The organism is Haloarchaeobius litoreus, from assembly GCF_024495425.1.
In the GTDB taxonomy this organism is placed as follows: Archaea; Halobacteriota; Halobacteria; order Halobacteriales; family Natrialbaceae; genus Haloarchaeobius; species Haloarchaeobius litoreus.
The window spans coordinates 899764-912822 of the sequence record NZ_JANHJR010000003.1; the positions used below are offsets into that span (position 1 = coordinate 899764).

Below are 13059 nucleotides of genomic sequence, written 5' to 3' on the forward strand. Positions count from 1 at the left end.
CCGACGACAGCGCGCCGGAACCGGGTGACAGCGCGGCCCCACCGAACCCGCTCCCGGCATCAGAAAGTTGATTGGTGGGGCCGTCCAACCGACGCGCAGATGACCGGACCCGGCAGCGACGACGAGTCCGACGACCACCGCGACGAGCGGACCGACCCTCCCCGCGACACCGACCGCACCCGGGCCGGTACCGACGGCGAACCTGACAGCGACGGCGGTGACCCCGCTGGCGACGACGACACCGTCGACGAGGCGACCGCCGACCGGGGGTGGGACAACACCAGTTCGGGTCGAGAGGAGGCTGCCGACACCGACCCGTCTATCCCCGCCGATTCGGACACCAACGGGGACGGTCCAGTCGAAGCGAGGGGGCCATCGGAACCGGGTCCCGAACGCGACAGGGAGCCGACCGGCGAGCCCGACGCGCCGCCGATCCCCGGCGACGACGAGAGACGCGAGGAGTTCGACGGCCCCATCGACTGGTTCCTCCACACGAACGACTCGCTCGTCGTGACGGTGCGGGACGTCGGCAGCAGCCTCCTCACCGTCGCGTTCATCGGAATCGTGCTCTTCGCGGTCAGCGGTATCTGGCCCCCGCTCGTCGCCGTCGAGAGCGGGAGCATGGAGCCGCACATGCACAAGAACGACCTCGTGTTCATCGTCGAGGAGGGCCGCTTCGTCGGCGACAGCGCACAGCCCGGAACGGGGGTCGTGACCCACCGCGCCGCCCAGCAGAACGAGGGCTACTGGAGCTTCGGCGACTACGGGAACGTCGTCGTCTACCAGCCCGACGGCAGCGAGCGACGCACACCCATCATCCATCGCGCCCGCTTCTGGGTCGAGGCGGGCGAGAACTGGGTCGACAGCGAGGCGGAAGGCGGCACCGGAAAGGCGAATCCGCAGTACCTCAGCCGATCCGAATCGGCGAACCGGGAGTTCGACTGCGCCGAGATAACGGCCTGTCGACCCGACCACAGCGGGTTCATCACGATGGGTGACAACAACGAGGTCTACGACCAGGTCGGCGGCCAGAGCAACGTCGTCAGGCCCGACTGGGTCCACGGGAAGGCGAAGGTCCGCGTCCCCCTGCTGGGCTGGATTCGCCTCCAGTTCGCACAGCTGGCGACGACGTTCGGCGGGGTCGGTCCGAGCTCGCTCGGAGCGCTTCGGATGCAACTCGGCGTCGTGGCCGCGGGCGTCGGAACGGTCGTCGCTCGGCGGCGCGCCGTCCTCTGAACGGGTATCGCGGACGAGAAACTAGTTGTTGAACCGGGCCTGCACGAACGGCTGCACCTCCTCGATGTCGCCGAGTCTGGAGTCGCTGAGGAGGACGGCCTCGGTCTCCTCGATGGGAACCGAGAGGCTGATCTCCTTCGTGCGCCCGTAGCGCCCCTTCGAGACGACGACCGCGTTGACGATGCCGAGCATGTCGAGCTCGGAGATGAGGTCGGTGACGCGGCGCTGGGTGAGCACGTCGGCGTCGATCTCCTCGCAGAGGCGCTTGTAGATGTTGAACACCTCGCCGGTGTTGATGTTGTGGACGCCGTTCTTCTCCAGCAGGATGATGGCGAACAGGACGAGCTTGCTCTGGGTCGGCAGGGTACGGACGACCTCGACCACGCGGTCGAGCTCGATCTTGTCCTGGGCCTGCCGGACGTGCTCCTCGTCGACGACCTCGGACTGCGAACGCTCCGCGAGTTCGCCCGCAGTTCGGAGCAGGTCGAGCGCGCGCCGGGCGTCACCGTGTTCCTGAGCGGCGAAGGCGGCACAGAGCGGGATGACGTCTTCGGTGAGCGCGCCCGGCTCGAACGCCACGTCCGAGCGGTGCTGGAGGATGTCCCGGAGCTGGTTCGCGTCGTACGGCGGGAAGACGATCTCCTCCTCCCCCAGACTGGACTTGACACGGGGGTCGAGGAAGTCGGTGAACTTCAGGTCGTTCGAGATACCCATGATGCTCACGCGGGAGTTCTCCAGCTCGGAGTTCATCCGCGAGAGGTTGTACAGGGTGTCGTCACCCGACTTCTCGACGAGCTTGTCGATCTCGTCGAGCATGATGACGACGACGCGCTCCTCGTAGTCGACCGCGTCGAAGAAGACGCTGTAGACGCGGTCGGTCGGCCAGCCCGTCATCGGCACGTCCTCGAACTCCTCGGCGTCGGCCTCCAGTTCGTCGATGCGCTCGCGGACGTCCCCGCGCGAGTCGAACTCCGTGTCGGCGAGGGGGCGGGTCCCGTCTCCAGCGTCGTCGTCGATTCGGTCGAGCAGCTCCTCGAGTTCACCGACGCGGTCCTCGATGTACGCCTCGTTCTCGTCGATGAACTTGTTCGCGAGCTGGGCGAGCACGCGGTACTGCGTGTCCGTCACCTCGCAGTTGATGTACTCGACCGAGCAGGGCACCTCGTACTTCTTCGAGGTGCTCTCGAGCTCGTTCGAGACGAACTTCGCGCTCGCGGTCTTGCCGGTCCCCGTCTTCCCGTAGATGAGGATGTTCGACGGCGTCTCACCGCGCAACGCGGCGACCAGGATGGTCGCCATCTTGTTGATCTGTTCTTTCCGGTGCGGTAGTTCGTGCGGTGTGTAGGACGGCCGCAGGACTTCCTTGTTCTCGAAGATCGGCTCCCCGCTGAGGAGGTCGTCGAACAGTCCCTGTGATGCCCCCTCGTCGTCCGATTCGTCGAGGACGACGTCGTCGAGGTCGACCTCGAAGTCCCGCGATGTCTCCGGTGGCGTCGGCTCCGTACCACCGGAAACGTCCGTATCCGCGTCGTCATCGTCGTTGTCTGTCATCCCTTTGGTTCACCCCCTCGTTTCGATTGGAACTCGATACGAGGTCCCGTGTAAGCGGACGTGTACCCGTCGTACGTCGGACTTGAGACGAACGACTCGACGATACCCCGTCCAGTTGATGCAAACGAAGCAGATGAATAGGAGGGTAATAATAGTTGCCCTTCAGTAATAGCGGTCAGTAGTACTACATCGCGCGATGGAGTGTGTGACGACCGTTCTACGGGGTTCTCGGCGCTTCTCGAGCGGAAATCGAGTGTCGCGACTGGCGACACAGGGCCGTTTCACCTCGATGCCCACGCTCAGCGGAGCGACAGCGGTAGACGGAACCGGTCCGTTTCGTCTCCATCGTCGGAGCTAGTCGTGGGAGCTGGTTCGTGGGAGCTACTTCGTGGGAACTGGTTCGCGAGAGCCAGTGTCGTTTGAGAGACGACAGATTGACACTGGATCACGAGACGGTTTCTGGTCCTCATGCAGGCAGCCACGACGGGAACTCGTCGCGAGATCGTCGGCGGGACCAAACCGTGTCGACGCGAAACGGTGGGGTAGGCGGTCGATAGGTATGACTCGAAGTGGGAGACTGCGGTGGGGCTGTTTCGGGAGGGAGCCACGTTCGACCTGAACGGGAGGGGGGTCTCCCGTGGGGGACGGTCGCGACTGGTCGGTGAGACGAGGGCACGGGGCTGGGAGACTCCTTTGTCGGGGGGTCGTGTAGCATGCTAGCACGAGGGGTCGAACCCCCCCACCCCTTCGTTTCGGGTGGAACCGGGGAACGGGTGGGGTGGGGGGAGGCGGTCATCTAGTAAGGGCAATCTTTAATACACTACTCTTGAAACAGTATCCGCGAACCAAAGTAAAACCAACTTCTACTAGTTACTAGCTATATTCAACACTAGACGTTCGTCCATTCCTGTTCGACTACTAGAACGAAACCACCAGTTCGTCCACCTCCCCACCCACTGCCACTGCCCGTTCCAGTTGAAACGAAGGGGTGGGGGGCTACAGGCTCTGCAAAGGGATGCTAGCGCAGGGCATGCTAGAATGACGGCACGGCCCGGCGGCATCGTGATATCATGTGATTGGACGTTCGTACCGGTACGGCTCACGACGAGCAGTTCGAGTCGAGTCGACTCGAATCGGCCTCGGTCGGGGTGGCTCCGTGGGGTTGAGGTGGCTCCGTCGGGTCGAGGTCGGGTCGGACTGACGAGCTCGGGGCAGGCCCTCGTCGATCGTTCGACCACGCGACATCCGACGGGGTCTCACCCTGCTCCCGACCCCGCCAGCCCCAGGTGACGAGTCCGCGAACTCTGCTGTGTGCCGGAACAGCCGGCGTGGCTGGGCGGGCTGTGCCGGGTAGTGCAGCTGTGGTTGGCGGGTGCAGTTGTGGTCGGTGCCACCTCGCACGCGCAGTGGTACTCTGGACTGGTCGCCGGCGGGCTGCGGAGCGCGGGGGGTCGTTCGGCTCGTTTCCGGTCGCCAGTCCCGTGATTCTCCTCCGTCATCCACCTCCACGTGAAACGGTTCGGTTGTCGCGTCAGGGCGACTGAACCGGGGTTCTCGACGGCCGAAATCTACAATAACGCGGCCTTACCATCGTGATAACACCCCCGTATTTCGACTGGAAAACGGTCAACGCGTGGGGCTCGAAACTCCATGTCTGACGTACGCTTAAGTGAATCGAGTGCGGTACTACTGCCAGACGCACGTGACTCGCCGGTTCGAGACGCGTGTGGGAGGACAGAATAGGATGGGACTCATTTCAGGACTCAAAGACAGTCTTCAGCAGGTACGAGAGACGCTGTTCGCCGAGGAGGATCAACAGAAGCGAATCGGCATCTACGGCCCACCCAACGCGGGGAAGACGACACTCGCGAATCGAATCGCCCGTGACTGGACCGGCGACGCCGTCGGCCCTGAGAGTCACGTGCCACACGAGACACGACGCGCACGCCGGAAGGAGAACGTCGAGATCAAGCGCAACGGGAGCTCGGTCAACATCGACATCGTCGACACGCCCGGCGTGACGACGAAGGTCGACTACGAGGAGTTCCTCGACTACGAGGAGTTCGACCAGGACGAGGCCGTTCGCCGGTCGCGCGAGGCGACGGAGGGCGTCGCCGAGGCCATGCACTGGCTTCGCGAGGACGTCGACGGCGTCATCTACGTGCTCGACAGCACGACGGACCCCTTCACGCAGGTGAACACGATGCTCATCGGCATCATCGAGTCGCGGGACCTTCCCGTGCTCATCTTCGCGAACAAGATAGACCTCGACGATTCGAGCATCAAGCGCATCGAGGACGCGTTCCCCCAGCACGAGACGGTGCCGCTCTCGGCGCTCGAGGGCGAGAACATGGACGAAGTGTACGACAAGATCGCGGAGTACTTTGGGTGAGACAGATGCCGGAAGCAAAAACCTCAGACAACGGCGGGGTCCAGATCGACCTCATCAGCGGACAGCGCATGGAGAACCTCGCGAGCATGGAGAAGATCCGCATCATCCTCGACGGGGTTCGCGACGGGAACATCGTCATCCTCGAAGAGGGGCTCTCCCCCGACGAGGAGTCCAAGCTCATCGAGGTGACGATGACCGAGATCAGCCCGGACGAGTTCAACGGCATCGAGATCGAGACGTACCCACGCTCCCAGACCAACGACGCCTCCATCCTCGACCGCATCATGGGGAAGGAGGAGACGGCGAAGCTCACCGTCATCGGTCCGGCGAACCAGATCGAGACGTTGCACAAGGACGAAACGCTCATCAGCGCCCTCGTCTCCCGGAAATAATGCCGCACCAGTGTACCGACTGCGGGCGCACGTTCGAGGACGGCTCGAAGGAGATGCTGTCGGGCTGTCCGGACTGTGGCGGCAACAAGTTCCAGTTCATCCCGGCCGACGCCGTCGACGAGTCGGTCGAGGCGAACTCACCGGGGGACCCCCCGAGCCGGAGCTCCTCCGCTGGCGCGGTGAGCAAGGCGGCCACCACGGTCCGCGACTGGGTCGGCGGCGGCAGCGACGACGCCGAGCGGCGACCGGGCCGCGACCGGTCGTCCGGTGACCGCCCGTCCGACGAGTGGCCGAAGTCCGCGACCGAGGACTACGACACGCCCGCGGAGAAGGCGGCCGCCCGGTCCAGCGACGAGGGTGGGGCGAGCGCCGGGGCGTCCGCGACGGCTGACACGGCCGCCGACGCGTCCGCGACGGCTGACACGACCACCGACGCCTCGGCGACCGATACCTCTACGGCCGATGCCCAGTCGGAGGCGGCGTCCACGACGCACACCGACCCGAACAGCGACGACGGCACCATCCAGGCCCGGGCAGCCGGTGACGAGGACAACGCACAGGCGAGCGCCCGGTCGGATGTCGTCTCGCCGGACGAACTGCCGGAGGGGACCGCGACACCGCCGGCGGATGCACCGGAGATGGCCGACGCCGCTGCGAACGAGTCCGGACGCGCACCCGAACCGGGGACGGCAGCGGGTGGTCGGGAGAGTCCGGCGGAGAGCTCCGGGGCCCCCGACGTCCCCGGTCCGTCTCCCGACACCGCCGCCGACCGCCACGAGGTCGCGGATCCGGCGGACACCCAGATCGAGGACCGGCCGGATCTCGACGAGCTTCGCGAGGAGCTCAACCAGCAGTTCGAGAGCATCAAGATCCTCAATCCGGGTCAGTACGAGCTGAACCTGATGGAGCTGTACGACCGCGAGGAGTACATCATCTCGCTGCGCGAGGACGGCCGTTACGTCATCGACGTGCCGGACTCCTGGCGCGGCGACGACTGAGGCCCACCTCCCACCGTTCGTCTCGACACCCCTCTACTTCTACTCCAGAGCTCCCTGATAGGCGTGGAAACGTGAATATAATAGCTATCCGGATTCCAGTCGAAACAGTGGTGTAGCACGGACGCCGGAACTGATAGTTTTAAGCACTCCCACCCGTTCGTGACGAACATGAGCGAAGCCACGAAGATCGTACTCGCGACGGTCGGAATCGCCGGAGCACTGTCTGTCGCGCTGGTCGTCGCCAGCCTCGGCATCTGATGTTCCAGGAACGGGAGCTTTCTCCGCAGGTCGCCGCCGTCCGTGAGCGCCACGCACCCGACGCGCTCGTCCTCGACGCGGCGAAGGACTTCGAGACGCTGCCGCCCGCGCAGGCGGAGGACCTCGGGCTGCTCGTCGACTCGCTCGACCCGAAGACGTACCCGCGGGAGTGGCTCCCCGCGGACGCGCCGGCGGTGCTCGACCGGCTCGCCGGCTCCACGTTCACCATCGGTGCGCCGGGCGACGGCAGCATCGCGTGGACACATCAGACCGACCCCCCGGTCGTCATCGTCAAACCGCGTGTGCAGGGCTCGCCGACGGAGTTCGTCGACTTTCTCGTCGCGGAGGCGCTCGTGGAGGTCGGGCTCGACGTGCCGGAGCACTTCCTCGGCTTCTTCCAGGAGCACTACCGCGAGTTCGACGCTGCGGTGTCGCTGGACCCGAACGCCACCTACCAGGTCGCGGCCGCGCTGTACGACGGCTGGGTCGGCCTGCACACACGGGACGTCTTCGCCGGTTGGCTCGAGACGGAACCGGCACTCGGGGACGCTTGGCAGGACGCCGGAAACCGGCTCGAAGGGCGGCTCGACGGGCTCTCCCGCGAGGTGGCACTCGGCAAGACCGACTTCGCCGACGCCACGGAACTCGCCTGTAGCGCCATCAAGCACGCGCTGGAGCTCCCGGCCCCGTTCGGCGCGCTGGACGCACATGCCTACCGCGACCGGGGTGCCCCGTACGCGGTTCGCTGGGCGGAGAAGACGTTCGAGAGACTCGACGAGAACTGACCTCGTTCGGCCGGCCGTCCGCTTCCTACTCCTCGACGCGGTCGAGCACGACCCCGTCGTCGAACCCGCCGCGCTCCTCGCATTTCGCCCGTCGTTTCTGCTGGAGTTCGTCCGCGTCGATGGTCTCGGCGTCGCGTATCGCCGCGACGACGTCGAGCACGTCGCCCAGCTCCGCGGCGCTCGGATCGTCGCGGAACTCGGTGGCCTCCTCGACGAGCTTCTCCCGGAGCCGTTCGCGGTACGCCTCCCCCTCGACGGTGTGCGTGACTGGTGTCTCGTCGTTCTCGCGGATCACCTCGGGGATGCGGTCGCGGACGAGCTTGTCGTACGTTCGCATCTCTGAACGTCGGTCAGTCCCGGATCTCGACGTTCCCGTCGACATCGAGGTCGACGACCACGTCGAACAGGTCGCGGTAACCGGTCTCGGTGTCCTCGTCGTGGACCTCGTCGGAGAGGTGACACAGCGCGATGGCGTCGTGTTCGTCGACGAGGTCGACGAGGCGTTCGACGGCATTGCGGGCCTCGTCCTCGCCGGCGTAGTAGGCGAGCTCGGTGATGGAGTCGAAGCTGACCCGCAGTTTGCCGTCGTGTTCGTCGAAGAAGCGTTCGGCCTGCTCGACGATGCCGGCGACGTCGTCGGGGGCGGAGACGTAGTGGACGCGGTCGCTCGACCGGCGCGAGTAGCCGCGTTCGACGCTCAGCGTGTCGAGGATGACCGCCTTGGAGTCGTCGACGTCGTAGTAGTCGAGCTTCTGGCGTACCTCGCGGGCCGTGGTCCGTGTCGAGATGACGAGAAAGTGGTCGGTGTCGTCGCGGAGGAAGTTGGTGTCGATGCGGTCGGTCTCCCCTGTCGAGGGATGGACCAGCAGGATGCTCGTTCCACCCGCGACGGTTCGGTCGCTCCCATCGATACCGAGCGTGTAGTCCATACACGCGGGAACCGGTGGCGTGAACTTAAGCGTGCGGGTGGTCGATTGCGTGACGGTAGCGGGGGACACCCGGCCGTGTTGGGGGGCGATTCGGAACCGCTGACGAGATTCGAGACCGGGACGGGGGATCCGAGTCCGTCACAGCAGCGAGTCGGCCGTCGCGGCACCGACGACGCTGAAGATGGCACCGACGGCGGTGGCCTTGAGCGTCGTCTCGACCACGTCCATGTTCGTGGGGTCGGTCAGAACCTCGCCGTCGACGAGGAACGTGTTCGGCGCGTCGAAAGCCAGTGCGAGGATGAGGACGGAGCCGAAGGAGACGACCATCAGCGAGACGAACCGCAGCGGGACACCGCCGACCTCGGCCTCGCGGTCGGGGTTGCGGTCGTCGTCGGCCTTGTACAGCGCACCGTAGCCGATGGCGAAGACGATGGCGACGACGGCGACGGCGTGGGCCGTGCTCATGCTCGCCGCGAGCACCCAGACCTCCTCGGTGACGACGAACGGCCCCGCGAGCAGGAAGCCGCCGACGATCTGCTGGGCGCTGTCGGCGAGCTGGAAGCGCCGTCGGGAGCCGACCATATCCACCCCTGACTCGGGCACCCGAGTAAACGGTTCCGCTCTCGGACGGGGTGGAGTGGCCGTCGCTGCCGTGTCGAACCCGTTTTGGTCGGGGCGACCGAACCCGTAGCCATGAGCGTCAGAGCAGAGTTCGACGCCTGGGCGAAGGACGGCCGCGACCGGGGGATGGAGGAGCGCCATTGGCACACCGCCAAGCACGCACTGGCGCGGATGCCCGTCGAGGCCGGCGACACGATCGTCGACCTCGGCTGTGGCTCCGGCTACGCCGGCCGGGCACTGCGTGACACGAAGGACGCGGGCCGGGTCTGGGGGCTCGACGGCTCGCCGGAGATGGCCCACAACGCGCGGTCGTACACCGACGACGGGGCGGTCGCCTACCTCGTCGGCGACTTCGGTTCGCTCCCGTTCGCGACCGATTCGGTCGACCACGTCTGGTCCATGGAGGCGTTCTACTACGCCGCCGACCCGGCGCACACACTCGAGGAGGTCGCCCGCATCCTCCGCCCCGGCGGGACGTTCTACTGCGCGGTGAACTACTACGAGGAGAACGTCCACTCCCACGAGTGGCAGGAGTTCATCGAGGTCGAGATGACCCGCTGGAGCGCCCCGGAGTACCGCGAGCGGTTCCGCGAGGCCGGCCTCCACGTCGCCGAGCAGGACACCATCCCGGACCGGGACATCGACATCCCCGACGCCGACGCGTTCCCGACCGACGACTGGGAGACGCGCGAGGACATGGTCGAGCGCTACCGGACCTACGGGACGCTGCTGACGGTCGGTGTGGCGCCCTGACACCGTTTCGGACGGACTCGTTCAGTGCTCGCGCGGGTCGGGTGTCTTCTCGCCGGCCTCGACGACGGTCTCCAGCCAGTTCTCCTCGGGCGGTAGCGGGCAGGCGTAGGCGTCGCTGAAGCCACAGAACGGCGTGTAGGCGAGGTTGAAGTCGACGACGACGGCCTCACCGTCGTCCAGCTCCTGCTCCGCTTCGAGGTCCATGTACCGGCCGGCGTCGTAGCTCTGCTGTCCGGTCGTCTTGTCGCGGAACGGGACGAACAGCGTCTCGCGGTCCTCGCCGGTCGGTCGGTACGCCGCCAGCGCGTGCGTCTCGCCGCCGAGCTCGAACGTCAGCTCGCCGACCTTCCGGTAGCGCTGCTCGCCGCCCGTCGTCGTCTCCATCCGGGCGATCTCGTCGTCGTCGCCGTCGACGAGGTGGAGCGTCGCCGTCACGCGGTAGTCGGGGTCCGGCTCGAAGTAGTCCAGCCCGTCGAACGCGTCGCGCTCGGGTTCGGGAACCGGCGAGTGCGGGTGGCTCGCGAAGAACTCGTCCTTCTCGGCCCGTTTCGCCGCGAGCTCCTCGCGCCAGTCGTCGACGTCGAACTCGGCGGCTGTCCCGGCGTCGTCGGCCGTCTCGCCGGCGTCGCTGTCGGTCATACCCCTTGATTTCCGGTGGAGATGGGTAGCTGTTGCGCTCCGGGATGGGCGTGGGACCGCGCCGCCCGAATCTCACCCTTCTTGAACGATGCCGGCCCACCCTCCGACAAGCCTATGCACGGGGGACGATGAGCGCAATCCAGATGGACGACTGGCGGGACGTGTTCGGACACGCAGCGCCGTACGACGAGCAGGTCGACGGCATCGAGACGACCATCGACACCGCCCGTGACGGCGGATTCACGGTGGTCGAGGGGGCCTGCGGGACTGGCAAGACGATGCTCGCGCTGACGGCGGGCATCCACCTCGTCCGCGACCCCGACAGCGACTACGAGCGCGTCCTCGTACTCACGAGCGTCAAACAGCAGCTCCGCCAGTTCGAAGCGGATCTGGAGACGATAAACGAGAACCTGCCCACGGACTGGGACCCCGTCTCGGCGCTGACGCTGGTCGGGAAGTCCGACGTCTGCCCGTACAACCGCGAGCATGCGGGCGGCATCGACGACGAGAACGTCTACGACCGCTGCGACTCGCTCCGCGAGCGCACCCGCGACCTCGCCGGGGAGGGCGGTGCGACGACTGCGGAGGCCCTCGCCGCCGAAGCGAGGAGCCAGCAGATAGACCTCGCGGGCTCCGGCGCGGGCGGCCCCGCAGCGTCCTACCTGGAGAGCGCGGGCGAGATGTCGCCGTACCCGCCGACGATGCCCGAGTACGACACGGGCGGCGCGGACGTGGAGTTCTGCCCGTTCTACGCCCGGTTCCTCGCCGACCTGCCCGACGACGGCGACCCCGCGGAGGCGGTGCCGTTCGACCTGACCGAGACCGGCCTCCTGCGCCCCGACGACCTCGTCGCGAAGGGGATGGAGTACGGCTCCTGCCCGCACTCGCTGATGGGGGTGCTTCTCGGCCACGCCGAGGTCGTCGTCGGCAACTACTACCACGCGTTCGACCCCCGGACGACGAGCTCGTTCACCGGCGCGCTGCTCGACGACTCGACCTTCGTCGTCTGCGACGAGGCGCACATGCTCGAACCCCGCGTCAGAGACCTCGTCAGCGACCGCGTGGCCGACGCGACGCTCCGCGACGCCGAGGCCGAACTCACCCGGGTCATCCAGCCCGTCGAGTTCGACGAGGGCAGCGGGGAGGCGGCCCGGCACACCACTGCCGACGCCGAACTCGTCCGGGCCGAACTCTCGGACGCCGAGGTCGGCCTCCCCGAGCTGAAGGCCGCACGCTCGTTCGTCACCGACGTCCGCGAGGAGCTGGACCGCCGTGTCACCGCCCACCTCGACCGCGAGCACCGCTCATGGCGCGCGGACCTGACAGAGCTACACGACGACGAGATACCGCTGCGGGACCCGGACACGCCACAGCCCGACGAGCTGACCGAGTGGGCCGAACGGGCTGGGTACGGCCCCGCCGACTGGACGAACCTCCCGAGCGTCGCGGCCGTCGTCGCCAGAGTCCTCAACGACGCCGAGGACGAGGAGAAGTCCAGGGCCGTCGAGGGGATGGCCCGCACGCTCGCGTCGTGGTACCACCGCGGCCACACCGAGTACTTCCGCGAGATAGAGCTGGAACGCACCTGGGACGACACCGAGCCCGCCGACTCCTGGCGGCGCGCGTACAACGCCCGGCTGGCGATCCAGAACTGCGTCCCCTCCGGCGTCATCGGCGAGCACCTCGCCGAGTTCGGTGGCGGTGTGCTGATGAGCGCGACGCTCGAACCGCTCGACGCCTTCGCGGAGGTCACCGGCCTGAAACACCTCCAGAACGAGGGGCGGCCGGTCGAGACGCGAACCTACGGCCTGCACTTCCCCGCGGAGAACCGCGAATCCTTCGCGGTCGACGCGCCGAAGTTCACCTACGACAACCGGGGCGACCCCGGCGAGGAGAACCGGACCCGGCGGATGCACGCCGACGCGGTCTGTGCGGTCGCGAGCCGGCCGGGCAACGTGCTCGTCGGGATGCCGAACTACCGCGAGGCGGAGTGGATCGCGGGCGTCTGCGACGAGCGGCTCGACAAGCCCGTCCTGCTGGACGAATCGAGCGCGGACAGCACCACGGAGTCGCTGAAGGACGAGTTCTTCGCGGGCGACGGGAAGGTGCTCGTCACCAGCCTCCGGGGCACGCTCACCGAGGGCGTGGACTACCGCGGCGACCGGCTCTCGGCCGCGGTCGTCTGCGGTGTCCCGCTCATCAACACCGCCTCGCCACGGACGCGGGCCCTGAAGCGCGCCTACGACGACAAATGGGGCGACGGCTTCGAGTACGCGCTGACCGTGCCGGCGGTCCGGAAGGCGAGGCAGGCCATCGGGCGGGTTATCCGTGGCCCCGAGGAGGTCGGCGTCAGGGTGTTCGTCGACGCGCGCTACGCCCGGGACTCGTGGGATTCGGTGCGCGAGTACTTCCCCGAGACGGAGCGCGAGGAGTTCCAGCCGGTCAGTCCCGACATGCTGGACCTGGGGCTGGACCGGTTCTGGTCGACACAGAGGTAGAACGGGA

12 protein-coding genes are annotated in these 13059 nt (G+C 66.9%); 7 read left to right on the forward strand and 5 right to left on the reverse strand.

Annotation, left to right across the window (positions count from 1 at the left end):
* Nucleotides 1-99 precede the first annotated feature (99 nt).
* Nucleotides 100-1236, forward strand: coding sequence for a S26 family signal peptidase (locus tag NOW55_RS16970; RefSeq protein ID WP_256401296.1), 1137 nt, complete (start codon nt 100-102; stop codon nt 1234-1236).
* Nucleotides 1237-1257: 21 nt separating this feature from the next.
* Here the strand turns inward: NOW55_RS16970 and NOW55_RS16975 are convergent, their stop codons facing one another.
* Nucleotides 1258-2787 (reverse strand): Cdc6/Cdc18 family protein, encoded by a 1530-nt coding sequence (locus NOW55_RS16975; RefSeq protein ID WP_256401297.1) that lies wholly within the window; start codon nt 2785-2787, stop codon nt 1258-1260.
* A 1744-nt stretch (nt 2788-4531) separates the two neighbouring features.
* Here NOW55_RS16975 and NOW55_RS16980 point away from each other — a divergent pair.
* From NOW55_RS16980 to NOW55_RS16995, 4 genes are all read left to right on the forward strand, one after another.
* Entirely contained in the window at nt 4532-5179 is a 648-nt protein-coding gene (locus NOW55_RS16980) for an Era-like GTP-binding protein (protein WP_256401298.1), read from the forward strand.
* Between the two features lie 5 nt (nt 5180-5184).
* Nucleotides 5185-5571, forward strand: coding sequence for a DUF2073 domain-containing protein (locus tag NOW55_RS16985; RefSeq protein ID WP_256401299.1), 387 nt, complete (start codon nt 5185-5187; stop codon nt 5569-5571).
* Complete coding sequence (locus tag NOW55_RS16990) at nt 5571-6569, forward strand: OapC/ArvC family zinc-ribbon domain-containing protein (RefSeq protein ID WP_256401300.1); 999 nt, start codon at nt 5571-5573, stop codon at nt 6567-6569. Before NOW55_RS16985 ends, NOW55_RS16990 begins: the two co-directional genes overlap by 1 nt.
* Before the next feature lie 257 nt (nt 6570-6826).
* The gene (locus tag NOW55_RS16995) at nt 6827-7612 is read left to right on the forward strand and encodes a DUF7089 family protein (RefSeq protein WP_256401301.1); all 786 of its coding nucleotides are present in this window, start codon (nt 6827-6829) and stop codon (nt 7610-7612) included.
* A 25-nt stretch (nt 7613-7637) separates the two neighbouring features.
* Here the strand turns inward: NOW55_RS16995 and NOW55_RS17000 are convergent, their stop codons facing one another.
* The 3 genes from NOW55_RS17000 to NOW55_RS17010 form a co-directional block, all read right to left on the reverse strand.
* On the reverse strand, nt 7638-7949 hold the full coding sequence (locus NOW55_RS17000) for a nucleoside triphosphate pyrophosphohydrolase (RefSeq protein ID WP_256401302.1): 312 nt from the start codon (nt 7947-7949) through the stop codon (nt 7638-7640).
* A gap of 13 nt (nt 7950-7962) precedes the next feature.
* Nucleotides 7963-8541 (reverse strand): DUF7090 family protein, encoded by a 579-nt coding sequence (locus NOW55_RS17005; RefSeq protein WP_256401303.1) that lies wholly within the window; start codon nt 8539-8541, stop codon nt 7963-7965.
* Between the two features lie 138 nt (nt 8542-8679).
* The gene (locus tag NOW55_RS17010; protein WP_256401304.1) at nt 8680-9123 is read right to left on the reverse strand and encodes a DUF2391 family protein; all 444 of its coding nucleotides are present in this window, start codon (nt 9121-9123) and stop codon (nt 8680-8682) included.
* Between the two features lie 111 nt (nt 9124-9234).
* Here NOW55_RS17010 and NOW55_RS17015 point away from each other — a divergent pair, with 111 nt between their 5' ends.
* Nucleotides 9235-9915 carry a class I SAM-dependent methyltransferase gene (locus NOW55_RS17015; protein ID WP_256401305.1) on the forward strand — a complete coding sequence of 227 codons (681 nt, stop codon included), beginning with the start codon at nt 9235-9237 and terminating at the stop codon, nt 9913-9915.
* 21 nt (nt 9916-9936) lie between these two features.
* Here the strand turns inward: NOW55_RS17015 and NOW55_RS17020 are convergent, their stop codons facing one another.
* Complete coding sequence (locus NOW55_RS17020; protein WP_256401306.1) at nt 9937-10554, reverse strand: DUF1684 domain-containing protein; 618 nt, start codon at nt 10552-10554, stop codon at nt 9937-9939.
* Between the two features lie 143 nt (nt 10555-10697).
* On the opposite strand from NOW55_RS17020, the gene NOW55_RS17025 reads away from it, so the two are divergent.
* On the forward strand, nt 10698-13052 hold the full coding sequence (locus NOW55_RS17025) for an ATP-dependent DNA helicase (RefSeq protein WP_368407783.1): 2355 nt from the start codon (nt 10698-10700) through the stop codon (nt 13050-13052).
* The last annotated feature ends 7 nt before the right edge of the window (nt 13053-13059 follow it).

What these genes read in the sequence shown, in the direction of transcription:
- NOW55_RS16970 (WP_256401296.1), top strand. Translation starts at nt 100, where the DNA reads ATGACCGGACCCGGCAGCGACGACGAGTCCGACGACCACCGCGACGAG.
- NOW55_RS16975 (WP_256401297.1), bottom strand. Translation starts at nt 2,787, where the DNA reads ATGACAGACAACGACGATGACGACGCGGATACGGACGTTTCCGGTGGT.
- NOW55_RS16980 (WP_256401298.1), top strand. Translation starts at nt 4,532, where the DNA reads ATGGGACTCATTTCAGGACTCAAAGACAGTCTTCAGCAGGTACGAGAG.
- NOW55_RS16985 (WP_256401299.1), top strand. Translation starts at nt 5,185, where the DNA reads ATGCCGGAAGCAAAAACCTCAGACAACGGCGGGGTCCAGATCGACCTC.
- NOW55_RS16990 (WP_256401300.1), top strand. Translation starts at nt 5,571, where the DNA reads ATGCCGCACCAGTGTACCGACTGCGGGCGCACGTTCGAGGACGGCTCG.
- NOW55_RS16995 (WP_256401301.1), top strand. Translation starts at nt 6,827, where the DNA reads ATGTTCCAGGAACGGGAGCTTTCTCCGCAGGTCGCCGCCGTCCGTGAG.
- NOW55_RS17000 (WP_256401302.1), bottom strand. Translation starts at nt 7,949, where the DNA reads ATGCGAACGTACGACAAGCTCGTCCGCGACCGCATCCCCGAGGTGATC.
- NOW55_RS17005 (WP_256401303.1), bottom strand. Translation starts at nt 8,541, where the DNA reads ATGGACTACACGCTCGGTATCGATGGGAGCGACCGAACCGTCGCGGGT.
- NOW55_RS17010 (WP_256401304.1), bottom strand. Translation starts at nt 9,123, where the DNA reads ATGGTCGGCTCCCGACGGCGCTTCCAGCTCGCCGACAGCGCCCAGCAG.
- NOW55_RS17015 (WP_256401305.1), top strand. Translation starts at nt 9,235, where the DNA reads ATGAGCGTCAGAGCAGAGTTCGACGCCTGGGCGAAGGACGGCCGCGAC.
- NOW55_RS17020 (WP_256401306.1), bottom strand. Translation starts at nt 10,554, where the DNA reads ATGACCGACAGCGACGCCGGCGAGACGGCCGACGACGCCGGGACAGCC.
- NOW55_RS17025 (WP_368407783.1), top strand. Translation starts at nt 10,698, where the DNA reads ATGGACGACTGGCGGGACGTGTTCGGACACGCAGCGCCGTACGACGAG.